This is a genomic window from Microbacterium marinilacus, from assembly GCF_019753765.1.
GTDB lineage: Bacteria > Actinomycetota > Actinomycetes > Actinomycetales > Microbacteriaceae > Microbacterium > Microbacterium marinilacus.
In genome coordinates this window covers 49,227-74,141 of sequence record NZ_JAIJZW010000002.1, presented here as the reverse complement: position 1 = coordinate 74,141, position 24,915 = coordinate 49,227, and the positions used below count along the sequence as shown (strand labels likewise).

Annotated in this window: 26 protein-coding genes; 6 read left to right on the top strand and 20 right to left on the bottom strand. The window is 71.4% G+C overall.

Annotated features, from left to right (window positions below):
- Positions 1-121: 121 nt before the first annotated feature.
- From K5S26_RS03795 to ykgO, 5 genes are all read right to left on the bottom strand, one after another.
- Positions 122-781: a hypothetical protein gene (locus K5S26_RS03795; protein ID WP_221856175.1), complete on the bottom strand. Its 660-nt coding sequence runs from the start codon at positions 779-781 to the stop codon at positions 122-124.
- Positions 782-873: 92 nt separating this feature from the next.
- Positions 874-1,242, bottom strand: a complete 369-nt coding sequence (locus K5S26_RS03790; protein WP_221856173.1) for a hypothetical protein — start codon at positions 1,240-1,242, stop codon at positions 874-876.
- A 100-nt stretch (positions 1,243-1,342) separates the two neighbouring features.
- The gene (locus K5S26_RS03785) at positions 1,343-2,359 is read right to left on the bottom strand and encodes an arsenic resistance protein (RefSeq protein ID WP_221856171.1); all 1,017 of its coding nucleotides are present in this window, start codon (positions 2,357-2,359) and stop codon (positions 1,343-1,345) included.
- A complete protein-coding gene (locus K5S26_RS03780; RefSeq protein WP_308122746.1) occupies positions 2,332-3,450 on the bottom strand; it encodes an NAD(P)/FAD-dependent oxidoreductase in 1,119 nt (372 codons plus the stop codon). Before K5S26_RS03780 ends, K5S26_RS03785 begins: the two co-directional genes overlap by 28 nt.
- 132 nt (positions 3,451-3,582) lie before the next feature.
- A complete protein-coding gene (gene ykgO, locus K5S26_RS03775; protein ID WP_221856170.1) occupies positions 3,583-3,705 on the bottom strand; it encodes a type B 50S ribosomal protein L36 in 123 nt (40 codons plus the stop codon).
- Between the two features lie 50 nt (positions 3,706-3,755).
- On the opposite strand from ykgO, the gene K5S26_RS03770 reads away from it, so the two are divergent.
- Positions 3,756-4,817: a GTP-binding protein gene (locus K5S26_RS03770; protein ID WP_246603575.1), complete on the top strand. Its 1,062-nt coding sequence runs from the start codon at positions 3,756-3,758 to the stop codon at positions 4,815-4,817.
- Between the two features lie 150 nt (positions 4,818-4,967).
- On the opposite strand, the gene K5S26_RS03765 is transcribed toward K5S26_RS03770, so the two are convergent.
- Both K5S26_RS03765 and K5S26_RS03760 read right to left on the bottom strand, forming a co-directional pair.
- Positions 4,968-5,264 carry a hypothetical protein gene (locus K5S26_RS03765; protein ID WP_221856168.1) on the bottom strand — a complete coding sequence of 99 codons (297 nt, stop codon included), beginning with the start codon at positions 5,262-5,264 and terminating at the stop codon, positions 4,968-4,970.
- Positions 5,261-5,605, bottom strand: coding sequence for an ArsR/SmtB family transcription factor (locus tag K5S26_RS03760; protein WP_221856165.1), 345 nt, complete (start codon positions 5,603-5,605; stop codon positions 5,261-5,263). Before K5S26_RS03760 ends, K5S26_RS03765 begins: the two co-directional genes overlap by 4 nt.
- Positions 5,606-5,691: 86 nt before the next feature.
- On the opposite strand from K5S26_RS03760, the gene K5S26_RS03755 reads away from it, so the two are divergent.
- Entirely contained in the window at positions 5,692-6,090 is a 399-nt protein-coding gene (locus K5S26_RS03755; protein ID WP_221856163.1) for a Fur family transcriptional regulator, read from the top strand.
- 16 nt (positions 6,091-6,106) lie between these two features.
- Here K5S26_RS03755 and K5S26_RS03750 read toward each other — a convergent pair whose 3' ends face one another.
- The 9 genes from K5S26_RS03750 to K5S26_RS03710 all read right to left on the bottom strand — a co-directional run bounded on the left by K5S26_RS03750 (position 6,107) and on the right by K5S26_RS03710 (position 17,734).
- On the bottom strand, positions 6,107-7,285 hold the full coding sequence (locus K5S26_RS03750) for an NAD(P)/FAD-dependent oxidoreductase (RefSeq protein ID WP_221856161.1): 1,179 nt from the start codon (positions 7,283-7,285) through the stop codon (positions 6,107-6,109).
- On the bottom strand, positions 7,285-8,124 hold the full coding sequence (locus tag K5S26_RS03745; RefSeq protein ID WP_221856159.1) for a choice-of-anchor M domain-containing protein: 840 nt from the start codon (positions 8,122-8,124) through the stop codon (positions 7,285-7,287). Before K5S26_RS03745 ends, K5S26_RS03750 begins: the two co-directional genes overlap by 1 nt.
- Before the next feature lie 68 nt (positions 8,125-8,192).
- Positions 8,193-9,941, bottom strand: a complete 1,749-nt coding sequence (locus K5S26_RS03740) for a choice-of-anchor M domain-containing protein (RefSeq protein ID WP_221856157.1) — start codon at positions 9,939-9,941, stop codon at positions 8,193-8,195.
- Positions 9,942-10,052: 111 nt separating this feature from the next.
- Complete coding sequence (locus K5S26_RS03735) at positions 10,053-11,327, bottom strand: MFS transporter (RefSeq protein ID WP_221856156.1); 1,275 nt, start codon at positions 11,325-11,327, stop codon at positions 10,053-10,055.
- Complete coding sequence (locus K5S26_RS03730) at positions 11,324-12,829, bottom strand: ATP-binding cassette domain-containing protein (protein WP_221856155.1); 1,506 nt, start codon at positions 12,827-12,829, stop codon at positions 11,324-11,326. Before K5S26_RS03730 ends, K5S26_RS03735 begins: the two co-directional genes overlap by 4 nt.
- On the bottom strand, positions 12,826-13,569 hold the full coding sequence (locus tag K5S26_RS03725) for an energy-coupling factor transporter transmembrane component T (RefSeq protein WP_221856154.1): 744 nt from the start codon (positions 13,567-13,569) through the stop codon (positions 12,826-12,828). Before K5S26_RS03725 ends, K5S26_RS03730 begins: the two co-directional genes overlap by 4 nt.
- On the bottom strand, positions 13,562-14,200 hold the full coding sequence (locus K5S26_RS03720) for an MptD family putative ECF transporter S component (protein WP_221856153.1): 639 nt from the start codon (positions 14,198-14,200) through the stop codon (positions 13,562-13,564). Before K5S26_RS03720 ends, K5S26_RS03725 begins: the two co-directional genes overlap by 8 nt.
- On the bottom strand, positions 14,190-15,965 hold the full coding sequence (locus K5S26_RS03715; protein WP_221856152.1) for an ABC transporter ATP-binding protein: 1,776 nt from the start codon (positions 15,963-15,965) through the stop codon (positions 14,190-14,192). Before K5S26_RS03715 ends, K5S26_RS03720 begins: the two co-directional genes overlap by 11 nt.
- A complete protein-coding gene (locus K5S26_RS03710) occupies positions 15,962-17,734 on the bottom strand; it encodes an ABC transporter ATP-binding protein (RefSeq protein ID WP_246603574.1) in 1,773 nt (590 codons plus the stop codon). Before K5S26_RS03710 ends, K5S26_RS03715 begins: the two co-directional genes overlap by 4 nt.
- A gap of 86 nt (positions 17,735-17,820) precedes the next feature.
- Here K5S26_RS03710 and K5S26_RS03705 point away from each other — a divergent pair, with 86 nt between their 5' ends.
- Complete coding sequence (locus K5S26_RS03705) at positions 17,821-18,516, top strand: TetR/AcrR family transcriptional regulator (protein WP_221856150.1); 696 nt, start codon at positions 17,821-17,823, stop codon at positions 18,514-18,516.
- 83 nt (positions 18,517-18,599) lie between these two features.
- Here the strand turns inward: K5S26_RS03705 and K5S26_RS03700 are convergent, their stop codons facing one another.
- Together K5S26_RS03700 and K5S26_RS03695 are read right to left on the bottom strand one after the other, a co-directional pair.
- The gene (locus K5S26_RS03700; protein WP_308122745.1) at positions 18,600-19,268 is read right to left on the bottom strand and encodes a response regulator; all 669 of its coding nucleotides are present in this window, start codon (positions 19,266-19,268) and stop codon (positions 18,600-18,602) included.
- Positions 19,265-20,116: a sensor histidine kinase gene (locus K5S26_RS03695; protein WP_221856149.1), complete on the bottom strand. Its 852-nt coding sequence runs from the start codon at positions 20,114-20,116 to the stop codon at positions 19,265-19,267. The genes K5S26_RS03700 and K5S26_RS03695 overlap by 4 nt, the downstream gene beginning before the upstream one ends.
- 132 nt (positions 20,117-20,248) lie before the next feature.
- Between K5S26_RS03695 and K5S26_RS03690 the strand changes: the two genes are divergently transcribed.
- Genes K5S26_RS03690 through K5S26_RS03680 form a run of 3 tightly spaced genes read left to right on the top strand, consistent with a single transcriptional unit; the run spans position 20,249 to position 22,465 of the window.
- The gene (locus K5S26_RS03690; protein WP_221856148.1) at positions 20,249-20,959 is read left to right on the top strand and encodes an ABC transporter ATP-binding protein; all 711 of its coding nucleotides are present in this window, start codon (positions 20,249-20,251) and stop codon (positions 20,957-20,959) included.
- Positions 20,956-21,747 (top strand): ABC transporter permease, encoded by a 792-nt coding sequence (locus K5S26_RS03685; RefSeq protein ID WP_221856146.1) that lies wholly within the window; start codon positions 20,956-20,958, stop codon positions 21,745-21,747. Before K5S26_RS03690 ends, K5S26_RS03685 begins: the two co-directional genes overlap by 4 nt.
- A 1-nt stretch (position 21,748) precedes the next feature.
- On the top strand, positions 21,749-22,465 hold the full coding sequence (locus tag K5S26_RS03680) for a hypothetical protein (RefSeq protein ID WP_221856144.1): 717 nt from the start codon (positions 21,749-21,751) through the stop codon (positions 22,463-22,465).
- A 61-nt stretch (positions 22,466-22,526) separates the two neighbouring features.
- Here K5S26_RS03680 and K5S26_RS03675 read toward each other — a convergent pair whose 3' ends face one another.
- Both K5S26_RS03675 and K5S26_RS03670 read right to left on the bottom strand, forming a co-directional pair.
- The gene (locus K5S26_RS03675) at positions 22,527-23,522 is read right to left on the bottom strand and encodes a pirin family protein (RefSeq protein WP_221856142.1); all 996 of its coding nucleotides are present in this window, start codon (positions 23,520-23,522) and stop codon (positions 22,527-22,529) included.
- Between the two features lie 295 nt (positions 23,523-23,817).
- Positions 23,818-24,909 (bottom strand): DUF1266 domain-containing protein, encoded by a 1,092-nt coding sequence (locus K5S26_RS03670; RefSeq protein ID WP_308122744.1) that lies wholly within the window; start codon positions 24,907-24,909, stop codon positions 23,818-23,820.
- Between the last annotated feature and the right edge of the window lie 6 nt (positions 24,910-24,915).

The window sequence follows — 24,915 nt, the reverse complement described above, 5'->3', positions numbered from 1 at the left end:
GAGACGGGCTCTCTAGGGCTGCGGGGTCGGGGAGGAGAAAGAGGGGAAACGCAAGCGAGGGGACGCCCGTGCGGCGGCCGGCTCTGTGCCGGGCTGTGCCGCCGCACGGGCGCGGGGGCGATCAGATCACGTCGACGATCACCGTGACGGTGTCGGGCAGACCGTTGATAGTGACGCCGGAGGCCGGGGCCGCGTCGACCTCGAACACGAGCTCGTACGTGCCCGTGCCGCTGAACTGCCAGTCGGGGTGGGTGTGGTCGGCCAGCGCGAAGCTCTGGCTGCCGGGCGCGTACGTATCGGCGTCGAAGGCCAGCCCGATTGCCACCCCGTCGTCGATCAGCACCTGGCCGGTGCCCGACAGGGTGCCCGAGCGCGTGGCGCTCTCCAGCGTGAACGTCACCGCCCCGCCGTCGACCGCGGCGAGGAAGTCGGCGTTGTCGGCCGAGAAGCCGGCCGACAGCGCCTCGCCCTCGCCGATGTAGCCGACCCCGTCGACCGCCGTCACCTGGTAGGTGACGTCGGCCGGGTCGAACTCCTCGCCCGTCTCGTGGTCGTGGCCGACGAGCTCGACGTCCCACACGTTCGCGCTCGTCTCGGCGGCCTCGACCTCGATCACGTCGAGGTCGCCCGCAGAGATGACGCCCGAGAGCGCCGCCTGCGCGGCCAGCGGGGCGCCCAGCGTGAGGGCGAGGACGCCGATGCCCGCGATTGCGGAGCCGACGACGGTCTTCTTCTTGGTGCTGCGGAAGGCGCTCCCGGGCGCCTGGACTGCTGCGGTCATTGGGGGTTCTCCTGTGTATCTCGACCGTGCTGATGCTGTTGCTGCTCCTCGGAGCCGTTACCGGTTCCGAGGGCGGGCACGCGCACGCGCCGTCAGACGCGCGTCGCGTGGGCCGCGAGCACACCGCCCGGCAGCCGCGACGACGGTCCCGGCTCACGCGGCGGGAGCGACGGACCGTCTGGCTGGCGGACGGCGCGGAGCATTCGGTCGGAGTAGATGAAATGGGCGCGGACGTAGCCGGCGTGCTGGTGCCGGAACGGCGTCCAGGCCGTCGCGCTGAAGCTGTCCGCCGAGGCAAAGCGCGAGACGCCGTCGAGGACGTCCTCGCCGCATCCGCACCGCGGCTGGCCGTGGGAGCCGAGATGACCGCGACCGTGCAGGTGCTCGGCCGTACCGGTGGAGGGCTGCCTGCCGTGGACGGGGCCGCGGTGCGCGGAGCGATGGACGTTCACCTCTCGCATCCGTCACCTCAGCCTTTATTGATACTGATTATCATCCACGTTAAGGTTATCGTGCCCGCTTCTTCTCGCCATGTCAACTGCGCGGGTGCAACATGACGACTCATTCCTGCTCGGCGAGCCGACGAACGCCCGGGCTCGGCACCCTCGACGCCGAGCGGCGCAGCAGGTGGGTGAGCACGGTGAGGTGCGGGAACTCGATGAGCATGCCGAGGACGATCGCGGCGTGCACGAGCGGCTGATCCGGCAGCGCGACCGCGGTGACCGCCAGCATGAGCGGCGCGTTGCGCGCCGAGGTCGTCATCGTGAGCACCGCGTGCTCGGCATGTCGCAGGCGGCACAGCCGCGCAATGGCGTTCCCGAGGAGGAACGTCGCGACGAAGAACAGGAACACCACGAGCAGCACCCAGCCGAAGGCCGCGAGGTCCGCGAGGATCGTCTCGACGTTCCCGGCGAAGATCCCCACGATGACCGCGGCGATCACGAAGGGCACCAGCCTGTCGCCCCCCGCAACGGCAAGGTTCCGCCACGCGGTCGGCGCGGTCAGGCGCAGCAGCAGGCGCGCCCCCAGCCCGACCGCGGCGGGCACGACGAACCAGGTCAGCAGCGTCGGGCTTACGGTGTCGAGCATGGCGTCGACGCGATAACCGGAGAAGACAGCGAGCCACACCGGGTACAGCGTCAGCTGCAGCGCCATCTGCACCGGGATCAGCGCTCCCCCGATGACGGTGTCGCCGCCCGCGAGGCGCGTGAAACCCAGGAACCAGTCGGTGCACGGCGCCAGGCAGTAGATCAGCACGCCCAGGCGCAGCGCCTCCTCGGGCAGCAGCGCGGTCAGGGCGACGGCGAGGACGGGCACGAGCAGGAAGTTCATCCCGAGCGCCAGCAGCACCGTGCGCGGCGCCCGCCGCAGCTCGGAGACGCGCTCGAAACGCAGCGTGAAGAACAGGCACCCGACGAGCACCAGGATCAGCGGGTCGGTGAGCCCGCCCGCCACGCCCGCCGCGGCCGGGGCGAAGACGCCGAGCAGGCTTCCGACCAGGATGGCGACGAGGAACAGGGCCGTGATGAACCCTGCCCGCGACGAGGCGCTCAGCACGCGCACTCGACCCCGCAGCACGACAGGTCGTCCGTGAGCATCCCGGCCGTCCGCCACATCTCGAGGGCGCTGGTGTCCTTCCCCGCTCGCTCGCCGATGACGCGGGCGATGTGGGCGAAGCGCTGTCGGAACTTGTACACGAAGCAGAACTTCAGGCCGCCGTGCCGCACCGCCGGGCCGGACAGGAACAGCCCCGGCGTGAGGGTGGACTGATCGTCCTCGTCCAGCTCCGGCCAGCCGTCACCCCGCGCGTCGAACAGGTGCTCCACCGGCCCGAGCCCCGAGCCGAACCCGGTCGCCGCGATGGGCGCCTCTTCGCTCCGCAGCGCCTCGCCGTCGCCGAGCCGGACGACATAGGCGTCCCCATCGCGCTTGACGCCGACCGCGCGCGCGTCGACCAGACGCAGGCGCCCGGTGGACAGCGCGGCGTTCAGCCGCATCCGGGATCGCGGGGCGAGGCGGAACGAGGGGTCCGACCCGGTCTGCGCGTCCCAGGGATGCTCCCCGTCGACGACCGTGACCGTCGCGCCGCCGGCGACGTGATGACAGGCGATGTCGATGCCCGACTCGTAGCCGCCGATCACGACGACCTCGCCCCGGTGCTCCCGCCATGCCTCCGCGTCGCGGGAGTGCGTCGTCAAGCCGGCACCCGGGATGCGCGGTGTCAGTGGATGCGAGAACTCGCCGCCGGCCCACACCAGCGATCGGGCGCGCACGGGACCACGCGCGGAGAAGACCTCGAACTCGTCGCCGCACTGCTGCACGGCCTCCACCTCCGCGTCGTCCATCACGGGCACGCGGAAGTGCTTCACGACGCTACGGAGGTACTTCGCGTACTGACCGCCGGTCAGGTAATCGGTGCCGAGGCTGAACGCGGGCGACGTCTCGGGATGGACCGCGTTCAGGTCAGTCGCGCCGAAGCCGTTGCCGGTGAAGGACGGCGTGAGGAAGGTCTGCTGCGCCGGCCAGTCGAGGAAGGTCTGGCCGATCTGGCCGCGCTCCAGGACACCGAAGGTCAGATCTTCCACGGCGGCGAGGGCGAGGGCGGTCCCGATGCCGGCGGGACCGGCACCGATCACGAGCGCGTCGAGGACGGGCGGGGAGGATGTCACGATGAGTCGCTTTCCAGGCACCGGCGGCGCCAATTGATAATCATTCTCAATAGGCTACGGCATGCGGGCCGGACACCATCGCCGATACGCGACGACGGGGCGCGGCGCCGGGCGCCGTGCCCCGTCGAGATGTCAACCCTGGCGACCCTTGAATCGTGGGTTGAGCTTGTTGATCACGTAGACCCTGCCGCGGCGACGCACGACCTGCGCACCGGGCTGGTTCTTCAACGACTTGACGGATGCCCGCACCTTCATGTTCCACCTCCTATTGATAATGGTTATCATTACTTTACCGGCATCGGGCGATGTCGAAGATGCGGGAGGTCCACGTGGAGCAGGTCGATGTGCTGGCGGTGGTGGGCGCGTGTGCTCCGGAACGGCTGCGCTACGCGAAGCGTCTCACGGCGATGACCCGCCGGATGTTCGTGCCCGCCCGCCGCCTCGCCCTCGCGCCCGATCCGATCGACGAGGCGCTCGCCCTCGCGCCGTGGTCGGGCTCCTCCACCGGCGCGGTGGTGGAGTTCCCCACCGAGACCGTGATGACCGAGCTGATCGGCGCCCTCGCCGACCCTCACGCGCCCACGAGGCTGGCGGGGATCGTCTGCCTCGCCGACGCCGCACATCTGCTCGACGACCTGCGCCGCGACAGCTACGCGCACCGCGCCGCGCTCCCCGGCCAGCACCCTTCGATGGGGCGCTACACGGCGCACGCCCTGCTCGCGGTGACGCAGCTCGAGTACGCCTCGCTCATCGTGCTCGTGAACTGGGAGACCCTGCCCACGGACGACCTGTCGACGGTGATGGGGCTGGTGAGCCACCTGAGCCCCCGGGCGCGGCTGCGCCTGCACGCCGACGCGACCAGCCCGTGGCAGCCCGGCATCCCCTATGCGGTGGGCCAGGAGCGCCCGGGGTGGGTCGCGCTGCTCAATGGCGACCACGACCCGCACATGACCGACCCTCGTGTCAGCGCCGTGCGCTACGAGAACGTACGCCCCCTGCATCCAGAGCGTCTCCAGCACTTGCTGGACGACCGGATCGAAGCGGGCGAGTTCGGCACCGTGGTGCGCTCAGCCGGGTTCTGCCGACTCGCCACGCGGGTTCAGGTGGCGGCGCAGTGGGATCACGTCGGCCAGATGATCTCCTTCGATCCGCTCGGGCGCGACGACGAGCTCGGCGAGGACGACGAACTGCTCGCCGTCGGCCAGGATCTGGCATTCATCGGCCTCGACCTCGACGCCGACGCGCTCGCCGCCGCGCTGGACGAGGTCGTGCTCGACGACGCGGAACTCGCCGCGGGACCGGACGCGTGGCGGCACTTTCCGGACCCGTTCCCCGCCTGGCGCAACACGGCGGATCGCGCGGAGTAACCGCTGTGACGGCGCACCGGCCACAGCGGGGCGACCCCCGCACGGTGACGCGGCGCGCGCCATCCACGAGCTGTGAGCGCGCGACCGGAAGCGGATACGACGGAGGGGATGCGCGAGAGTCCTCGCGCATCCCCTCCGTCAGGCGTGGGCTCAGTGCTCGTCGTAGTGACCGTCGTGGGGCGCGTGCTTGTGACCGTCGTGGACGTAGTCGACGTGCCCGTCGTGCTCGACGGCCTCGTGTCCGCAGTCACTCCCGTGCGCGTGATCCGCAGGCGTGTGCTCGGCCACGGACTCGTGCTCGTCGTAGTGGTCGCCGTGCAGCGCGTGCCGGTGGGTGCCGTGCACGTAGTCGACGTGATCGCCGTGCTGCACGGTGTCGTGCCCGCACTCGGTGCCGTGCTGGTGCTCGGCGGTGGTGTGCTCCGCGTGGAGGTCGGTGGTGGTCATGCTGGCTCCTCTTCTTGATGTCTGGACTGCTCTTCCGAGGCCCCTTCGGCCCCGGCAGGCTCTCGAACGTGGGCGAGGGCGTCGGCGATCACATGACTGACGTGCAGATCCGCCAGCCGGTAAGTGACCTCCTTGCCGCTGCGGCGGGATACCGCGAGCCCCGCGTCGCGCAGCGTCCGAAGATGCTGCGACACGAGGGGCTGAGACAGTCCCGTCGCCTCCGCGAGGGCGCCGACCGTTCGCGGCTCCTGCCCGATCAGCCACAGCAGCGCGAGCCTCGACTCGCCGCCGAGGACTTTGAACAGCTGCGCCGCATCGGCGAGCCCGGGTTCCACGTTCACGACTTCATCACATCACACACATAAACAGATTGCAATGTGAATATACTATTGAGAGGGCTTCTCAGCCCCACCGACAGGAGGCGACCATGAACGCCGTGATCCACGAGCGTCGCAGCACCGTCCAGAAGGAGGCGGTGCACCAAGCCCTCCAGGACGCCGGCGGCTTCATCTCCGCAGGAGACCTTCACCACCGCATCAACGCCGAGGGCACACCGATCGGCCTCGCCACCGTCTACCGACAGCTGAACGCCCTGACCCAGTCGGGACACGCCGACACGATCCCCGTGCCCACCGGGCAGCTGTTCCGCGCCTGCCAGCCCGGCGCGCACCACCATCACCTCGTCTGCGAGAACTGCGGCAAAGCCATCGAGATCGGCCCTCCCGATGAGGCCTGGATCCGCGACACCGCCGCGCAGCACGGGTTCACCGTCACCCGGCACATCCTCGAGGTCTTCGGCCGCTGCGCCGACTGCCCCGAGGGCTGACGGCCGCGCCGCGGTCCTACTGGTCCGCCGGGAAGTGGATCGTGCGGATCTCCGAGAAGTCGGCGACGGTGCGGCCGAGAAGGCGGTCAGGCGCGTAGTCGTCGAGCAGCGCCGACCGGTCGTCGTCGAGCATCTCGGCTGCCACCAGCTCTCCGAGAACGAGGGACAGCGTGATGCCGCTGTGCGCCACGGCCAGATAGGCGCGCTCGCTGAGGCGGCCGACCGCGGGGAGGCCGTCGGCCGGCCGCGACCGCTGCCCCACGGCCATCCTCTCCAAACGGATCGGCCCCACCTCCGGAAACAAGCGCCGCAGCTCCCGGAGCAGTTCCCTGCCGACGGGGCCATCGCGGTCGTACGTGCGCGACGGGTCGGCGGAGCGGTCCAGCCGCGGGGACTGCAGCAGCATCCGTCCCCCGCCATCCGGGCGAAGGTTCAGCGCGGGCGAGATGAGGTTGACGCCGAGCTGAACGGGCATGGGCGCGGTGTAACCGAGGAAGCTGCACCCGACGCGGCCAGGGAGGTCCGCGTCGATCATGGCCACGGAGCGCCCGAGCATCAGCGCGATGGAGGACGACCACCGGCCCGCCGCGATCACGACCTGATCGCCGATCCATTCGCCGCCGTCGTCCAGCGACAGCGTCACCACGTCGCCGTGCTCGACGACGTCCACGACCGAGGCGGGCGCGATCAGGCGCGCGCCATGCTCGCGGGCCTCGTCCCAGAGACGCGCCAGCAACAGCGCGGGGTGCACGTAGCCCTCCGCGGGGAACCGCCACGCGGACATCACCGCACCCGGCTCGATCCCGGGCGCCGCCTTCCGCAATCGGTCCACAGTGATCTCCTCGACGGGATATGCGAGCTCTTCGAGCCGCTCCACGCGCTCACGGACGCGGATGTCGCCCTCGGCGCTGTCGGACCACTCGATGGTGCCCGACGGGACGAACCAGGGCGCCCGCGTCCGCTCCCGCGCCTGCAGCCTTCGATGCGCCCGGAGGCCGGCCACGTTCAGCTGGTGGTAGGACTCGGGCGCCTTGCCGTTGGAGTTCACCCACGCGAACGTCGTTCCGCTCGCGCCGGCACCGACGCGGTCTCGTTCGACGATCGTCACCTCGGCGCCGCGGACGGCGAGCTCTCGCGCGACCGCCATTCCGATGACGCCCGCGCCGACGACCGCGATCCGCGTTCGCGCGCGCATCACAGGGCCCGCCGTCGGCGAGCGCCGCGGACGTCGACGACGAGCACGAGCAGGAGCAGGAGCAGGACGAGCAGAAGCACCCCGAGGAGGGCCCCCAGGGTCACCGGCACGGACAGCGGCGACCCAGCGGTGCTCTCGGCGTCGTCCCCCACGAGGAAATGGAGCGTGGCCGAAGCGGTATGGGACACCCCCGCGGCGTCGACGATCTCGGCGGTGAAGCCCACCCGATACTCCCCCGCCGCGCTGAACGCCCAGTTGGCGTGCGCGTGCGTGTTCGGCTCCACCCGCAGCGGCTCGCCGGGGTCGGAGCCGTCCCACACCTCGCGGGCGGGCCGGAAGCCCCCGTAGTCGAAGTACACGTGGAGCCGCCCGGGCCCGACCACGTCGTGGAGTCTGAACGAGATCTGCTGCGGCGGATCGTCGAGCAAGGCCGGGTGCTGCGTGTTCCACCCCAGCCAGATGACCCCGTCGAGCTGTGTCTGCGGGATGAGGAAGACCTCGTCGCCGGGCTCGCCGAGGAACGCATAGTCGCTCGAGTCGGGGAGCTCGTGCTCGGCGGCGTCACGCACGCGGAGCACGGTGCTGTCGGGATCGCGCCAGACCGCCTCGCCACCCGAGTCGTCCTTGATCTCGATCCGCCACCGCCCGTCGACAAGGACCGGCCCGATGTCAGCGTGCCCCTGGTCGAGCTCCGTGATGTCGGCGGCGGGTGCCGCGGCGATATGGGAGGCCGCGGGAGGTGGCGCGGCGGAGAGACCGTGCGCTGCGAGCGCGGCGCCCAGGGTGGTGCCGAGCGCGAGCGCGAGCGGACGAAAAGCGCGGGAAGCGGTACGGATCATGGAGCTTCTCTGTCGGGCGGGCTGGGGACGCCGCTCGTCGCTGCGCCCCCAGCCCGTGGAGTGACGACCTACTCGGCGCTGCGCTTGCGGCGCGCGCGGAGCAGCAGGACGACGATCACGATGATCGCGAGGGCGATCACCGCCGCGATCACGATCGTCAGCACCGGCACGCCGGCCTCGTCGCCGGCGGCCGGAGCGTCGTCGTCAGCGGCCTCGCCGCTCAACGCCACCGCAGGCAGCGAGCCCTCGGCCGACACGTTCGAGCCGTCGCGGACGACGGCCCGGATCTCCGCGCCGTCCCAGTCCTCGCCGACCTCGGCGACGAGCGTCGCGCCGGCGGTCTCCTCCAGAGCCGTGAAGACGTTCTCGCCGCTCTTGCGAACCGACCATTCGACCGTGTCGGCGTCATCCACGCCGTCGGCGGTGAAGCTGGCCTCGTCACCCACGGCGTACCCGTCCCGGTCGGCAGTCACGGCGAGGGGCTCGATGTCGGTCGCGTCGTCGTCGCCGACGGACAGGTGCAGCACCGGAGACTCGGCCAGCACCGAGTGGTCGGCGTTGAACAGCCGGGCGGTGATCGTCGCGCCGTCCATGTCCGAGGTGATCTCGAGGTCCTGGTCGGCCAGACGCGACTCCGGGATCCACGCGTACTCGTCCTCTCCGGCGAGCTTGAGGTACCAGTGGTAGTGCTCGTCGTCCGTCTGCGGGGCCTGAGCGGAGGTGAAGTGGGCGGTGTCGCCCGCCTGGTAGGAGTCCGCGTCCGCCGTGACCGACAGCGCGGTCGTGGGCTCGATCGCGCGCACGCCGATCTCGAGGGGCTCGGAGGTCTCGAGCACATCGCCGTCAGCCGAGGTCCGTTCGACGTAGACCTCGGCGCCGTCGATGCCGCGCACGGGCTTGGTCGAGAACGTGTTCGTGGTCTGCTCCTCGTCGACCACGGCTTCGGACTCGCCCGGCTTCGTGACGTACCAGTGGTAAACGTCCGCCTCCGCGGCGTCCGGGGACAGCGCGGTGAGGTTCACCGTCTGTCCGACGAAGTACTCGGCGTCGACCTTGCTCGGCACGACGGTCAGGGACTCGACCGAGTCGGTCACCTCCGGATCCTGCTGCGGCTGCGGCTCCCCGTCGGTGGCACCCAGCTCGCCCACGACGAAGCGCACCGTCACGTCGTCCGAGATCGGCGTCTCGTCGGCGAGCGTGGCCTCGACGGTGAAGTCGATGTCATAGACACCCTCCTCCGTGAAGGTCCAGGTGGCGTGCGTGTGCCCGCCGACCTCGCCGGACGTCGACGTGAAGGTCGTGCCCGGGACGATCACCGGGGTGACTTTGTCTCCCTCGAACCCGCCGGGCTGGGTGACGGCGAACCGGGGCTCGTCTCCGCCGCCGGCATAGCTGAATCCCTCGTAGGCGATCTTCACGGTGCCCTTGAGGACGCCCTGCTCGATCCCCTCGAACGACCAGCCCGGCCAGACGACCGATGGGTCCTGCGCCTCGGTGGTCACCCACGCGTCGGTGCCCTCCGGGCCGAGAAACTCGTAGCCCTCCGGCAGCGTGACCTGCGAAGACTCCGTCGAGGGGATGTGCAGCAGCACGGTGTCCGCGTCGACCACCCCGTCCGGCGTGAGCGTGTGGACCTCGAGCCGCCCGTCCTCGATCTCCGGATAGATCGCGTCCACGTGGACGCCGGCGCCGAGCACCTCACGCCCGTCGGACGGGTCGTAGGCGAACGCGGCCGAGGTCGGAACGGCGGCAAGCGCGACGCCGAGCACGGCGACGCTCGCGATCTGCCGTGAACGAGTGCGAGAAACCTGATGCATGAACTTCCTTTCGCATGAGCCGCCGACGTGGCGGCCCACATCTTAATGATAATCCTTATCAATAGCGCTGCAGACCCCCGCTCCGGCCACGCCGAGGCGCCGGCGGCGGATTCAGGCGCGTCGCGGCTCCGCCTCGGCACGCGTGCGCGAACGGCGGAATCGCGGATGGGCGAAGACGAACAGCACGACGAGCGCCATGACCGCCGCGCCCACGATGACCGGCAGCGGCGCCCAGCTGCCGTACAGAGCCGTCGCGAGCGTGGGGGCGATGACGAAGGTGAGACCCGTCGTCGCCCCCACGAGACCGGCGAGCCCACCCTGCTCGTCGCGGTCGACGAGCAGACTCGGGCCCGCGGTGTAGCCGGGCATGGCGATGCCGAGGCCCAGGCCGATGGAGAGGATCGCCACGAACAGCGGCACGGCGCCCGCGTCGACGATGAGGACGACGAACCCCCCGAGGGCGACCAGCCCGCCGACGCGCAGCAGGGTCGGCGGCGTCCAGCCGCTGCGCGGCACGATCACGGTCTGCGCGACGATCATGCCCACACCGGCCGCAAGCAGGGCGCCGCCCGTGACGAGCCCCGTGGTGGCGGAGTCGAGGCCGAGACGGTCCTGGACGATGAAGCCCGTGATCACCTGGATGAACCCGAGCGCGGTGAACATCCCGAAGCCCGCCAGGAGATAGGGCCAGACGCGGGTGTCGACCGGACTGACGCGCTTCGGGGTATCGATCCGCTCGTGACGGGACTCCCTGCGCAGCCGCAGGGCGATGAGGACGAGGCCGGCGCCGAGGAGGACAGGAACGGCGATCAACGGCGCGATCAGCCCGAACGCCGAGAGCAGCCCGCCGATCATCGAGCCGCCGACCATGGCGATGCCCTGCACCGCGCCGACGCCGGCCATGCCCTTGACCCGCGCCCGCTCATCCGTCGTCACATCCGCGATGTACGCCTGCGCGGTGGGCGGCACGGCGGCGAGCGCGCTGCCGAACCCGATTCCCCGCAGCAGCACGAAGATCAGGAAGAGGGCCGTTCCCGTGACGGCCCCGGCCATCCCGAGCCATGCCAGCAGCGCGAAGAGCACCATCGTGACGGTGGCCAGAACGAATGCGGCGACGAGCACCGGCTTGCGACCCCACGACTGGGAGCGGCGTCCCCAGAACTGGCTGGTGAGCACCACCATGACCGCCGCCGTGCTGATGGTCGCTCCGATCTGCCACTCGGCCAGGCCGACTTCCCGGGAGAGCGGAGCGATGATCGGGTTCAGCGTCATCTGGCCGAGATAGGCGAGCAACACGGCCCCGAGCAGCAGGGAGATCTGCGGGCGGGGCGCGTCGCGCGCAGGCGGAGTGCTCGAGGCGGGGGTGCTCGAGGTCGGTGCGGTCATGGATGTTCCTCCCGTGTGTCATGCCCGACGGCGAGCGCGTCGCGAGCGGTTTCTGAGCGCGAGGGTGCGACGTCGGACATCGCGGACGCCAGGGTCAGCTGCCGATCCGCGGCGAGCGACAGCAGGTCCTCGTCGTGACTGATCAGAAGCACCACCGCGCCGGCAGCCGCGACCTGACGGATCTGGTCGGAGATGGACTGCAGGTGACGGCGATCGACACCGGAGCTCGGCTCGTCGAAGATCACGATGCGTCGGGCTGCGACGCGCACCGCCGCCACGACGAGCCGCTGCTGCTGGCCGCCGGACAGCGACAGCGGGTGGCGCTCCGAGAGAGGGGCGAGGTCGAGAGCACCGAGGGTCGCTGCGACGTCCGGAGGACGCGGCGCGTCCGTGGCGGCGAGCTCGATCTCGGCCCGGACGCTGTCGGTGAACAGTTGCCGCTGCACGTCCTGCATCACGATGGCGCTGGCGCGCTGGCGCGCCCGTCGACTGAGCGGACGTCCGTCCAGCCGCACGGTGCCGCCCGCCCGTTGGAGACCGGTGACGACGCGGGCGAGGGTGGACTTGCCTGCGCCGTTGACACCGCGAAGGGCGGTGACCTCGCCGGCGCGGAAGCACACGCGATCGAGGTCGAGCACCGTCCGGCCGCCGAGGCGGCAGCGGACGCCGTCGAGCTCGAGCGTGCCTCCCGGCACCTCGCGCGCTGCGACGGCGCCCGCGACGCTCGGTCCGGCCGCCGGAAGGACGGGCAGCCGCGCGGTGCGGACGTCGCCGCGCAGCCCCTCCCCCGCGAGGTCCTCGTCGGAGATCGCACGGAACTCGTCGGCGGTCCACTCGACGTCGATCGCGCCGTCGCGCATCACGACGATCCGGTCGGCCAGGTGCTGCAGCCAGCGCAGTCGATGCTCGGCGACGACGATCGTCACCCCCTGCGCCTTCAGCACGCCGAGAGCCTCGGCGAGCCGGGCGACGGCGTCGGCCGAGAGATTCGAGCTCGGCTCGTCCAGCAGGAGGACCCGAGGGCCGTGCGCCGTGGCGGCGGCGATCGCGACCTGTTGCTGCTGCCCTCCGGAGAGCCGCTGCAGGCGCTGCCCCATCGGGACGTGCGGCGCGAGACGCACGAGGCCGCGAGCCACGCGCTCGCGGATCTCTTCCGGCGGCTCGCCGAAGTTCTCCATCGCGAAGGCGAGCTCTTCCGCCGCGTTGTCGGTGAAGAACTGACGGCGCGGATGCTGCAGCACCGTCCCGGTCGCACATCCCAGGTCGTCGAGCTCGGCGTGGGCGGTGACCAGGCCGTCGACCGTGACCGTGCCGCTGAGCACACCCTCGTCGTGGAAGTGCGGGATGAGGCCGTTCATCAGGCGCAGAGCGGTCGACTTGCCTGAGCCGGACGCGCCGCACAGGACGACAAGCTCACCCGCCGCGATGCGGAGGTCGAGCTGGCGCAGGCTCGGCGCGTCGGCGTGCGGGTACGTCCAGCTGACGGACTCGAGCCGGATCATGCGAGCGCCCTCGGCAGGACCGGGACGGCGATAGCGAGGACCGCGACGACGATCAGCAGGACGAGGTCGGGCGCGCCGAAGCGCGGCGGGTTCATCGCGGTGGGCGTGCGGCGGGAGCCGAGTCCACGCAGCACGGCGGAGGCCGAGAGGTCTTCGCTCGCGCGCAGGCTCGCCGCGATCATCGGCACCGTGAACCGCTCGAGGCTGAGCACGGGGTGACGCAGCATCCCCCGGACGCCGACGAGGCCGCGCAGCCTCATCGCGTCGAGCACGGCCGACGACTCCGCTCCGACGACGGGGAAGAAGCGGAGCATCACCGCGAGCGTCACCGAGATCGGCCTCGGGACGCGCCAGGCGCGGAAGGCGGCGGAGAGCTGGGTCGGGGAGGTCGTGGCGATCAGGTGCGCCCCCACGCCGATCGCGGCGGTGAAGCGGATCGCGTACACGCAGACGAGGGACGCCATCGCCGTGACGCCGTTCGGCCACCACAGCGGCACCAGCCACCCCACCGCCCACAGCAGAAGAGCCGCGGCGGCGATCCCGATCGCCCGTGCGCGGGCGCCTTCCCAGACCGCCAGCGCCACCGCGACCAGGAGCACGGTGGGGACGAACGGCAGGCCCGCGGGACTCATCACCACGACGCTGCAGGCGATGACGAGCAGGATCTTCGTCCGCGGGTCCAGCGCCCGACGCTGGCCCGTCGTCTTGCCCCAGCCCGCCGGGCCGCCGCCCTCAGGCAAGACCGGCTTTGCGGAAGTGCTTGCGCAGCAGCGCGGTGCCGAGCAGCGCGCCGAGGAATCCGCAGACCACGGCCGCGCCCGTCATCGCCAGCACCGCAGGGGTCGAGACGAGCTGGTCGAATCCGGCGAGGTACTCCTCGCCCATGCTCTCCATCGCGGCCGAGCGGAGGTAGGCGTCGCGGTCGAGGAACATCGGGATCCACGGGCCGACGAACCACGCCGAGAACACCGTGTAGGCCCAGATCGCCGCCCACTTCGAGCGGAAGCCCCCGGCGGCCAGGACGAGCTCGGCGAGGATCGAGACGCCGACGGTGACCAGGGTGCTCTGCCATGGCTGCCCCATCATCAGATACAGCAGCCCGACGACCAGACCGAACAGCGTCACCATGCCGGTGTGCCGCACCCGCGTGAGGAACAGCATGTACGGCACGCCCGCCGCGATGGCCGACAGCGGCAGCGTCAACAGCATCACCAGCGGACTGACGACGCCGAGCATCGCGATGACGAACACGATCACGAAGTAGATGACGGCGAAGATCGCCACGTTCAGCAGATCGCGCGCGCTGAACGAGATCGACGAGCGTCGCCGTCCGGTGGGGGCCGCGCTTGCGGCGAGGGTGTCATCGGTCATCTCGGGTCCTTTCGGGGAGGGGGTCCGGTGCGGTATCGGGTGCCGCGAGCTGCCAGCCGGCGGCCTCGACGCGCTCGCGCCAGTAACCGGCATAGGCGCCGCCGGCGGCAAGGAGCTCGGCGTGGGAGCCCGTCTCGCGGATGCCCCCGTCGCCGTCGAGCATGATGATCCGGTCGGCCGTCATGATCGTCTGAAGCCGGTGGGCCACCACGATCAGCGTCCGATCGGCGCGGATGGCGTCGACCGCCTCGCCGATCGCGATCTCGTTGCCGATGTCGAGCGCGGCCGTCGCCTCGTCCAGCACCACGATCGGCGCGTCCTTCAGCAGCGCACGGGCGATGGACACTCGCTGGCGCTCCCCGCCGGAGAGGTTCGACCCGCCCTCGCCGACCCGCGCGTCCCAGCCACCGGGCAGCCGGGCGACGATCTCATCGACGCGCGCCCGCGTCGCGGCGGCGATCACGTCGTCGCGGTGCAGGTCGGGGTTGCCGATCCAGATGTTGCCCAGGATCGTGTCGTCGAACAGGTAGACGTCCTGGAAAACCGGGGCGACGGCGGCCTCGACCGCGGCGGTGCCGAGGTCGGGCAGCGCGACGCCCCCGATCGACACGGTCCCCTCGTCGGGATCGTAGAAGCGGGCGATGAGCTTCGTGATCGTGGTCTTTCCCGAGCCGGAGGGGCCGACGATCGCCGTCATGCGCCCGGCCGGGGCGCGGAACGACAGGTCGCGCAGCACTGGCTCCCCGCCGTATCCGAACGTGACGCCGTCGAACGCGATCCCCGCGTCGGCGGCGACGGCGGGCGCCTGCGGCTCGGGCAGCGCGGTCACCGCGGCGAGCCGGTCGAGCTGGTCGAGGGTGGTGCGCGCGACGGCGACGCCGCCGCCGAGATCGCCCGCGGCGACGATGGGCTCGTTGAAGCGCACCCCCAGCACGAGCAGGGCGATGAGGGTGGCCACGTCGACCGTCCCGCCCACGGCGAGGAACGCGCCGACGACGAGCAGCAGGGTCAGCGAGAGCTGCACGAGGCCGGCGAACGTGGCGATGCCCGCTCCCCCGGTCACGAGCATGCCGCGGTAGGCGCGGTGCTGGTTCTGCAGCGCGTCCTCCACGAGCCGGTCGGCGATCGAGCCCTCGCCGACCGTGCGCAACGCGGGCTGCACGCGGGCGAACTCGATCACCCGGTTGGACGCGTCCGCGACGGCCTCCGCATGGCGGGCGTCGCCGCGTCCGATGGCGTTGCGCAGCCAGCGATAGCCGACCAGCAGCACAGGGATCATCACGGTCATCGCCAGAGCCAGGCGCCAGTCGACGAGGTACATCCCGACGAGCACCGTCGCCGGGGTGACGAAGCCGATCAGGATCTGCCGCAGGATCGCGTACGGCATGTTGGAGACGAACATCGCGCCCTGGGTCGCGATGCCGGTGACGAGACCAGACCGATCGGCGGCGAACCACGACACGGGCAGTTCCACGAGCCGGTCGCCCAGCCGGGTCAGGAGCGAGTCCAGCAGCGCGCTGCTGGCCTTCATGCCGATCTGGCTGGCGAACCACGTCGTCAGCACGTAGCAGGCCCCGACCGCCGCGAGCACCACGAGCCCCTGCCGCACGGCGTCGGCGTCACCCAGGAACAGCGCGCGAAGCAGCGGGACGAGCATGAGGAACGCGACGCCCTGCAGGATGGCGGTGGCGACGATGAAGACGAGCTCGGCGATCAGCAGCCGGCGCGCGACGGGCGACGAATAGTGCAGCAGCCTGCGGATCATCGACGAGCCCCTTCCGGCAGAGCGCGGGCATGGTTCGCCTGGTAGTCGGCCCACATCCGCGCGAACCGGCCTCCTGCGGCGACCAGCTCCGGATGCGTGCCCCGCTCGACGATGCGCCCGCCGTCGAGCACGAGGATCTGGTCGGCGCCCGTGATCGTGTGGAGTCGGTGCGCGATGACCAGAACCGTGCGGTCGGCGGTGAGCGTCGAGAGCGCGCGCTGGATCGCGGCCTCCGAGTCGGGGTCGGCGAAGGCCGTCGCCTCGTCGAGGACGAGCACCGGCGTGTCCGCCATCAGCGCGCGGGCGATCGTGACGCGCTGAGCCTCGCCGCCGGAGAGGTTGGCGTCCTCCCCCACGACCGCGTCATAGCCCCGGTCGAACCGCAGGATCCGCTCGTGGATCTGCGCCGCCCGCGCCGCGGCCTCGATCTCGTCATCGCTCGCTTCCGGGCGGGCGAGGCGGATGTTCTCGCGCAGGCTCGTCCGCAGCAGCTGGACGTCCTGGAACACGAAGCCCACCGCCCCGTACAGATCGGCGGGCTCGATCCGACGGACGTCCACACCCGCGATCCCGACGGTGCCCTCCTGTGCGTCGTAGAAGCGGGGCACGAGCTTCGCGAGGGTCGACTTGCCGGATCCGGAGGACCCGACGAGCGCGGTCACGGTGCCGGGCGCGCATGCCGCGGCGATCTCGTGCAGCACGCGATGGTCGCCGTCGTAGGCGAAGGAGACGTCGTCGAACGCGACGTCCGCGCCGCGCGGACTGCTCGGGACGTCGGCACGCGGCGCGGGCGGGAGCGCGAGGAACTCCGCAAGCGACTGCTGGGCCTTCGTCGCGTTGCGCAGGAACTGCGCCGATGACCCCAGCTTCATCAGCGGGCTGGTCAGCCCGAGGCCCAACAGCACGCCGGGGAGCACATCGATCGGGGCGGCTGCTCCGACCGACACGAGCCACGCGCCGGTGGTGAGCAGCCAGGTCAGCACGACCACGGGAGACGTGACGATCTCGATGACCGTGAACATCGCGGCGGTCTCCCGCGTCCACTCGTCGACGAACCGCACGTACCTCGCCGTCTCGTCGCGGTACCGGCGGTGACTGCGCCCGAGCTGGCCGAAGCGCTTCACGACGGCGATGCCGTGCACGAACTCGACCGTGGCCCCGGACAAAGCGGACGTCGACTCGTCGTACTGCCGGTACTTCTCCCCTCCCCCGCGCATGAGGACCGGATACAGGATGGCTGTCACGACCAGCGGGACGAGCGCGGCGAGCGCCAGCTGCCACTGCACGACGAACAGATACGCGAGGCTGACCGCCGGCACCGTCACGGCCGTCACGACGTCGTGGATCGCATGGGCGATCAGCTGATGCAGCGCGACCACGTCGTTCTCGACGAGCTTCCGCACGGTGCCCGAGGTGCGCCGGTCGAACCAGCCCAGCGGAAGCCGCTGCAGGTGACGCACGATGCGCCGCCGCAACGAGAGCTGCAACTCGGCGTCCGCGAAGTGGCTCACCATTCCCGACAGGAAGGCGGCGCCGAAGCTCAGGAACAGCGCGACCGTGGCCACGCCGACGATCGCCCAGACACGTCCGGCGTCGGCGGCGACCCCCGAGAGCGCGGGCAGCATCGTGCGCGCGAGCTCCACGATCGCGATGAAGGGCACGACCCCGCTCACCGCTCCGAGCACGCTCAGGGCGACGATGCCGGCGAGGCTCCTCCGCACCGGCGCGAAGAACGATTCCGACCCGCGGGTGCCGTCCACAACGCTCATGTGCCCTCCTCCGACCATTTGTTGAGAACGATTATCACACACAATGTGAACACTGTTCTAATGGAGCTTCGAGGAGAATCGTCACCATGACGGATGCGCCACCGTTCCACGTCGGCCTCACGCCGGAGAGGGTGACCGACACCGCCGTGGAGCTGACCCGCGAGACCCACCTGATGACGTGGTCGATCAGGGATCTCGCCGGCCGGCTCGGTGTCGCTCCGTCGGTGATCTATCACCACGTCGGCGGGAAGGATCTCCTCTGCCGCAGAGTCGTCGAGCGGATGCTGAGGCGGATCGAGCTGCCGCCGTCAGACCTCTCCTGGCAGGAGTGGTTTCGCGCGCTGCTGTCCTCTGCCGGGCCGACCGCCGCGGAGTACCCGGGCGCGGCGAAGTGGATGCTGATGCACGGCCCGACGCTGCCCGCCGTGCTGCCCGTCCTCGAGGCGGGCATCGCCGTGCTCCGGCGGGCGGGATTCGCCGACAAGACCGACTTTGCCTACGCACTGCTGCTGAACAACGCCATGCTCACGGTGTCCATGGGCGACGATCGCCTGCAGCACGAAGGCGACGGCCCCCGCGATCACAGCGCCATGATGGCGGAGTTCGAGCAGTTGCATGCCGCGTCAGACGAGGTGCGCGCCATGGGTCAGCACTTCATCCGCCCCTTCGCTGAGGGCGGCGAGACCGCCGCCCTCATGCGCTGGGCCTACTACCGGTTCGTCGTCGACGCGTCGATCGCCGGCCTCGACGTCGTCCTTCGGTCGTTCGACGCCGAACGGTGACGCACGCACGGCTGCCGTGGAGCGGACGGGGGTGCGAGCACAACGGAACCGGCTCTCGTCGCTCACCGATCTGCCGGGTACGGTCAGGACACCGCGACCAGCCCGCGTTCGTAGGCGGCGATGACGAGCTGGGCGCGGTCGCGGGCTGCCAGCTTGGCGAGCAGGCTGCCGATGTGCGTCTTGACGGTCTTGATCGAGATGGTGAGGGACGCGGCGATCTCGTCGTTGGAGAGCCCGCGGGCAACCAGCACGAGCACCTCGCGCTCGCGGTCGGTGAGGACGTCCAGCCGTCCCGGCGATGCGGCGGGCCGGCGCACATAGTGCTCCACGAGCCGGGTGAGGACGGCCGGCGCGAAAAGAGACTCGCCCGCATGAGTTCGCCGGATCGCGTCGACGAGTTCTTCGGGACGGGAGTCCTTGAGCAGGAAGCCGCTGGCGCCCGCGCGCAGCGCTCCGTAGACGTAGTCGTCGAGCTCGAACATGCTGAGCACGAGCACCCGGCAGCGGGACAGCGCGGGGTCGGCGGTGATGGCGCGGGTCGCCTCGATGCCGTCGCCGTCCGGCATGCGGATGTCCATGAGGATCACGTCGGGCACGAGCTCGCCGGCGAGACGCACGGCCTCCTGCCCGGTCCCCGCCTCGCCCACGACCGTCACGTCCTCGGCTGCCGAGACGAGGGCGGCGAGGCTGTGGCGGAGGAGTGCCTGGTCGTCCGCGATCACGACGCGGACGACGGACGATGCGGCGATCACGCGGGCCCCCGGTCGGGGATCCGCGCGGTGAGGCGGAAGCCGGGGCCGGCGGGCTCGGCGTCGAGGGTGCCGCCGAGGACGGCGACACGCTCGCGCAGGGCGTCGAGGCCGTGACCCGCCCCGGGCTGCGGCCTCCACCCCTCGCTCGGCCCCGCGTCCTGGACGTCGACGGCGAGCGCGTCTCCCTCGCGCCGCACGTCGATGCGCGCCCGCGTCGGTCCGGCGTGCCGGATGGCGTTGCTGAGCGCCTCGCGCACGACCGCGCAGACGGTGAGCTGCACGCCGGCCGAGACCTCTCCGAGGTCGGCGACGGCGAGCGTGGCCTCGACGCCGGTCGAGCTCGCGGCGTCGACGATCGCGGGCAGGTCGTCGAGGGTGTCGGCGGGGCGGAGGGGCGCCGGGCCGGGCGTCCGCAGCACGGTGAGCATGCGCCGCAGCTCGGTCGTCGTCTCGCGGCCGACGCGCTCGATGTCGGCGAGCGCGTTCGCGCGGTCGTCCTCGTCCGGATCGGGAATCGCACGGGCGACGGCGGCACGGACGGTGATGATGCCGAGGCCGTGCGAGACGAGGTCGTGCAGGTCGCGCGCGATCCGCAGGCGCTCGCCCTGCGCCGCCCGCTCGGCGGCCCAGGCGGCCAGCTCCGCCTCGTACAGCCTCCGGTGCGACCGCGTGCGCAGCAGCGCCCAGACCACCATGGCGGCGGCGACCCCGATGGCGACGAGCGTCATCGCCAGCGTGGTCTGAGGCGAGTCGACGCCGACCGTGGAGAGCACGAGCACGAGCGCGAGCAGGACCGACGCGGCGACGAGCCATGCGCGCGAGCGCCACGTCGGCCTGTCGGTGTCCACCCGCCGAGTCTAGGTATCGCTCCTCGCCGCGTCATCGGACCTGGGTCTGACGGACCGGGGTCGCAGCCGGCGCCGGGAACACCGGGCTCCGGTCCGATGACGGCCGGGGCGCGGCCGGGGTGGGATGGGGAAATGCTGACGATCGACGGTCTCGCGAAACGTCACGGCTCCCGCGCCGTGCTCACCGATGTCTCCTTCCAGGCGCTCCCTGGGCGGGTGACCGGCTTCCTCGGCCCGAACGGCGCCGGCAAGTCCTCCACCCTGCGCATCCTGCTCGGCCTGGATCGCGCCTCCGCGGGGACCTCGCTCATCGACGGCCGCCCCTATCGGAGCCTGCGCGCGCCGCTGCGGACGGTCGGGTCCATGCTCGACGGCTCCGGCGCGCATCGCTCGCGCACCGCGCGCGACCATCTCGCGTGGGTGGCGCGCAGTAACGGCATCGCGAAGCGTCGCGTGGCCGAGGTGCTCGAGGAGGTGGGCCTCGAGGACGCAGCGCGCACGCGTGTCGGCCGGCTCTCGCTCGGCATGGGTCAGCGGCTCGGCATCGCCGCCGCGCTCCTCGGCGAGCCGGACGCGCTCGTCCTCGACGAGCCGGTGAACGGGCTCGACCCGGAGGGCATCCGCTGGATCCGTCGCCTGCTGCGCGGCCACGCCGATGCGGGCGGCACCGTGCTGCTGTCCAGCCACCTGATGAGCGAGGTCGCCGAGATCGCCGACGACCTCGTCGTCATCGCCGGCGGACGTGTCGTCAACGCCGGCCCGCTGGCCGAGGCCACCGCGGGGTACGCCACCCTCGAGGACGCGTTCTTCGGCCTCACCGGCGATCAGGGGAACCGGCGATGACGCTGTTCCACGCGGTCTCCGCCGAGCTCCGCAAGGCCGCCACCCTGCCCGCCGTGTGGGCCGGCGCTGCCGTGGCGATCCTCGGCTCGCTCGGCATCACGCTGCTCAACGCCGTGACGGCCCGCAGCGCCATCGCGGCGGGCCGAGCCGACGAGCTGCTCGCCAGCACCTCGGCCTTCGAGACCGGCTACGCCGCCGCCCCGCTCGGCACCGTGGGCGCCGTCGTCATCGGCGTCGTCCTGATCAGCAGCGAGTACACCGCCAACAGCCCGGACGCCGGCGGCGGCAGACAGCTGACCACGACCCTCACCGTCATTCCTCGGCGGCTGACCGTGCTGACGGCCAAGGCGGTCGCCGTCGTCGCGGTCGTCGCCGTGGCGGCGCTGGTGGCCCTCCCCGCCTGCCTCGTCCTCGCTCGGGCCGTCATCGGCGACGCGGGGCACGAGACCGTGTCCGCGCAGGAGGCGCTCTGGCGCTGGCTCGGAGCCTGCCTCTACTGGACGCTGACCGGCCTGCTGGCGTTCGCGATCGCCGTCCTGACGCGCAGCGGCGTCGTGCCGCTCATCGTGCTGATCGTGAACAGCTCGCTGGTGTCCGTCTCGCTGCTGCTGACGAACATCACGCCGCTGGCCCACTGGCTGCCGGACATGGCCGGACGCCGTCTCTTCGGAGGGGTCGACACCATCGACGGCGGGCTCGACACCCTTCCGGGGGCGCTGGTGATGGCCGCCTGGACCGTCGGCCTGCTCGCGGTCGCCGGGGCCGCCTTCACCCGCAGGGATGCCTGAGATGCGGATGCGCGACACGGCCGCCGCCGAGCTCGTCAAGCTCCGCAGCCTGCCCGCGGCGGTGGCGACGGTGCTCGGCACGGTCGCCGTCGCGATCGCCCTCGCCGCCGGCATCGCCGGAAGCACCCGCGCCCCTCTGTCGCCGGAGCAGACCGTCGTCGCGATCGTGCCGTTCCTCCAGATCGGCCCCATCCTCCTCGGCGTCCTCGCCGTCGCGACCGAGTATCAGGGCGGCCAGTTCCGCACCACGCTGACCGCCGCGCCCGCCCGGGTCCGGCTGCTGGCGGCGAAGGCGACGGCGTATCTCGTGACGGCGACGATCGCCAGCGCCGCGGCGGTCGGCGGCGGGCTCGCGACGGCGGCGGTCGTCCTGGCCGTTCGCGACCACGCCTCGGACGGGCGCTCCGACGGATGGCATGTTGCGGGGGCGGTCGTCTATCCGGTGATGATCGGACTGCTCGCGCTGTCCCTGGCCGTCCTGCTGCGCTCGCTCATCCCTCCGCTCGTCGCCATGCTCGCGCTCGTGCTCATCGTCTCGCCGCTCGTCGGCGCCAGCACGGAGCACGCGCGCTGGCTGCCCGACCGCGCGGGCGCCCTCCTCTACCTGGAGGACGGCGACCCCGTGCTCACCGCCGGCGCCGGCGCACTGGTCCTGCTCGGCTGGATCGCCGCGGCGGCGATCACCGCCGTCGCGACCTTCGTCGCCCGGGACGCGTGACACGGTCCCGGCGCGCGTGCGCCGGAGTCATCCCTCGAGCCGCGGCGAGCGTGGAGTTCGGTCACTGCCGCGGGCGCAGCCGGACGTTGGGCAGGGGCGGAGCGGGCAGCGGACGCGGCTGTCCCTCGGGAAACGGCCCGAACAGGCCGGGATCACTCGGATCGATCGAGTCGTCCGGCTCGAAGCCGAGCTCGGCCTGGTAGCGGCGGCGGAAGTCGGCGATCTCGTCGTGATCGCGGCCGACGAAGTTCCACCACATCACGATCTGCTCCCCCAGCGGCACGCCTCCGAGCAGCAGGACACGCACCCCTGCGTCCCCCGCCGAGACGGTGAGGGTGTCCGCTCCGGGCGGGACGTAGGCGAGAGACCGGTGCTCGACCGCGGCCGCGTCGACGAAGACCCGGCCGTTCTCCGCGAGCACCGCGTGCTCGAAGTCCGGTCGGACGTCCAGCGTCACCGACGCCCCGGGCTCGAGCACGAGCTCGGCGCCCAGCAGGTCGGGCGTTCGCGTGTCGACCGGCGAGGCCGAGCCGAGCAGCTCCCCGATGAACACACGGGCGGTCATCCCGGGCACCGCGACAGGGGGCGGCACGTGGCGGGCGAACTCGTGCCGGCCGAAGCGCGTCTCATCGGGCAGGGCGTACCAGAGCTGCACCCCGTGCAGCACGCGCGTCTGCGGATCGCCGAGCTCTTGATGGGTGATCCCGCGCCCGGCGATCATCAGGTTGAGCTCTCCCGGCACGACCGCGGCCGCGTTGCCGCCGGAGTCGAGGTGCTCGATGCGCCCGCTGAAGAGCCACGACACCGTCGCCAGGCCGGTGTGAGGATGCCGCGGTACGCGCATGCCGCCGGTCGCCGCGACGTCGTCCGGACCGTAGTGGTCGAGGAAGCACCAGGCGCCGACGAGGGATCGCTCGCGCTGCGGCAGGGTGCGGTGGACGGTCATCGCGCGCGGTCCGCCCAGGGGGACGAGACGTGGCTCGAGCACCTGCACGTCGCCGCCCGGCCGTCCGGTCTCCAGGACCTCCACGCCGGGGCGCCTCTCGAGATTCGTCATCGTGTGACTCCTTCTGAACGGTGCGACCGGCCTGCTGCCGACAGTCAAGACCGTGTCCCCTGCACACAGTCAACACCGGGCGTGGCGGTCCCGGGGCCAGGCCTCGAGCCCGTCCCGTCCACCCGTCGCCCGGGACGCAGATCGGCTCGGTCGGCGGACGCACGGCTCAGTCGTCGGAAGGCTGGGGCGGACGAGACGCGGGCGTGCACGACGAGTCCCACGCGCCTCGCCGATCCGACGACCGCGCGATGGATCCGACGACCGCGCATCGACGGCCCGGGGTCGTGAGCTGCTGCTACGACTGCTCCTCGCGCGGCTGACGCTCAGGCAGCCGAGACAGCGCTTCGCGGCCGTGCCCGGTCATCGGCCAAGGCACGGATGCCGCCGGCCAGTTCGAGTCTCGAAGCCCGGTGAGCGCGTCGCGCTGGCTCTGCACGGCTTCGAGCGAGTTGGTGCGGAACGCCGTCGCGATGACCACATCACGCCAGTACTCGTCCCAGCCGTCGTACGTCTCGAAGGCCTTCGCCGCGACCGGCTCAAGCAGCCCCCACGTGTCCTCGAGCGTGAGATATCCGGCGACGTACGAGTAGCGGACGCCGCCGATCGCCCGCTCGATGTCGGCGGCGAGCAGCAGCCGGGCAGGTGCGGTGTCTGTGCCGTGTGCGAGGTCGTGGATGTCGAAGACGGGCACGCCGGTGAGAGCGGCGATGCGCGACATCATGTGCTCGGCGTTCTCGCCACCGGCGACCTCGGCGAAACGCTGCGAGTTGTCGCCGAGGGCGAGCGTGTCGGCGACGAGCATCTCGGCGTCCGACCGCGAGACGATCTTGAACTGGTCGTCCAGGGCCGCACGAAGCTGGCGGACGGACGACATCGGCAGGGCGAACCACGGCATGCCGTCTTCGCCATCACGGTGCCGGGCGCGGAGGTCCTGCGGCAGCTCGGCGAAGGTGGGGGTGAAGGCGAGCGACGAGTTCCAGCCGCGGCCGGCGAAGTCACTGGCCGCGTCGAGCGCGAGGATCTGCTGCTGATGCAGTGACAGGGCCGTGCGGCCGGATCGGAAGATGTACTGCCGCTGCGCGCGGAGCGGCGCCCCTGCATCGCTCACGGCGAGGACGATCGAGGCGATCAGCAGCCCGAAGCACATGCCGACGAGGAACGCGAACAGGTTGAGCCCGAACTCGTCGACATCCCACACGAACGACAGGACGAACGCCGCGATGCCGAACGGAGCCGCCATGAGCGTGACGGGCAGAGCCCGTCGGCGCATCTCCTTCGGGTCGGCTCTGCGCCGCGTCTCGAGCAGGCGTGCGTACTTGCGCCGCGCCCGCACCGGGAACTCGACATCGCCGGGGTGGTTCTGCAACGCGGATGCGGGTTCGTTCACCGCACC

What these genes read in the sequence shown, in the direction of transcription:
- K5S26_RS03795 (WP_221856175.1), bottom strand. Translation starts at nt 781, where the DNA reads ATGACCGCAGCAGTCCAGGCGCCCGGGAGCGCCTTCCGCAGCACCAAG.
- K5S26_RS03790 (WP_221856173.1), bottom strand. Translation starts at nt 1,242, where the DNA reads ATGCGAGAGGTGAACGTCCATCGCTCCGCGCACCGCGGCCCCGTCCAC.
- ykgO (WP_221856170.1), bottom strand. Translation starts at nt 3,705, where the DNA reads ATGAAGGTGCGGGCATCCGTCAAGTCGTTGAAGAACCAGCCCGGTGCG.
- K5S26_RS03770 (WP_246603575.1), top strand. Translation starts at nt 3,756, where the DNA reads ATGTCGAAGATGCGGGAGGTCCACGTGGAGCAGGTCGATGTGCTGGCG.
- K5S26_RS03765 (WP_221856168.1), bottom strand. Translation starts at nt 5,264, where the DNA reads ATGACCACCACCGACCTCCACGCGGAGCACACCACCGCCGAGCACCAG.
- K5S26_RS03755 (WP_221856163.1), top strand. Translation starts at nt 5,692, where the DNA reads ATGAACGCCGTGATCCACGAGCGTCGCAGCACCGTCCAGAAGGAGGCG.
- K5S26_RS03750 (WP_221856161.1), bottom strand. Translation starts at nt 7,285, where the DNA reads ATGCGCGCGCGAACGCGGATCGCGGTCGTCGGCGCGGGCGTCATCGGA.
- K5S26_RS03745 (WP_221856159.1), bottom strand. Translation starts at nt 8,124, where the DNA reads ATGATCCGTACCGCTTCCCGCGCTTTTCGTCCGCTCGCGCTCGCGCTC.
- K5S26_RS03740 (WP_221856157.1), bottom strand. Translation starts at nt 9,941, where the DNA reads ATGCATCAGGTTTCTCGCACTCGTTCACGGCAGATCGCGAGCGTCGCC.
- K5S26_RS03735 (WP_221856156.1), bottom strand. Translation starts at nt 11,327, where the DNA reads ATGACCGCACCGACCTCGAGCACCCCCGCCTCGAGCACTCCGCCTGCG.
- K5S26_RS03730 (WP_221856155.1), bottom strand. Translation starts at nt 12,829, where the DNA reads ATGATCCGGCTCGAGTCCGTCAGCTGGACGTACCCGCACGCCGACGCG.
- K5S26_RS03720 (WP_221856153.1), bottom strand. Translation starts at nt 14,200, where the DNA reads ATGACCGATGACACCCTCGCCGCAAGCGCGGCCCCCACCGGACGGCGA.
- K5S26_RS03715 (WP_221856152.1), bottom strand. Translation starts at nt 15,965, where the DNA reads ATGATCCGCAGGCTGCTGCACTATTCGTCGCCCGTCGCGCGCCGGCTG.
- K5S26_RS03710 (WP_246603574.1), bottom strand. Translation starts at nt 17,734, where the DNA reads ATGAGCGTTGTGGACGGCACCCGCGGGTCGGAATCGTTCTTCGCGCCG.
- K5S26_RS03705 (WP_221856150.1), top strand. Translation starts at nt 17,821, where the DNA reads ATGACGGATGCGCCACCGTTCCACGTCGGCCTCACGCCGGAGAGGGTG.
- K5S26_RS03690 (WP_221856148.1), top strand. Translation starts at nt 20,249, where the DNA reads ATGCTGACGATCGACGGTCTCGCGAAACGTCACGGCTCCCGCGCCGTG.
- K5S26_RS03685 (WP_221856146.1), top strand. Translation starts at nt 20,956, where the DNA reads ATGACGCTGTTCCACGCGGTCTCCGCCGAGCTCCGCAAGGCCGCCACC.
- K5S26_RS03680 (WP_221856144.1), top strand. Translation starts at nt 21,749, where the DNA reads ATGCGGATGCGCGACACGGCCGCCGCCGAGCTCGTCAAGCTCCGCAGC.
- K5S26_RS03675 (WP_221856142.1), bottom strand. Translation starts at nt 23,522, where the DNA reads ATGACGAATCTCGAGAGGCGCCCCGGCGTGGAGGTCCTGGAGACCGGA.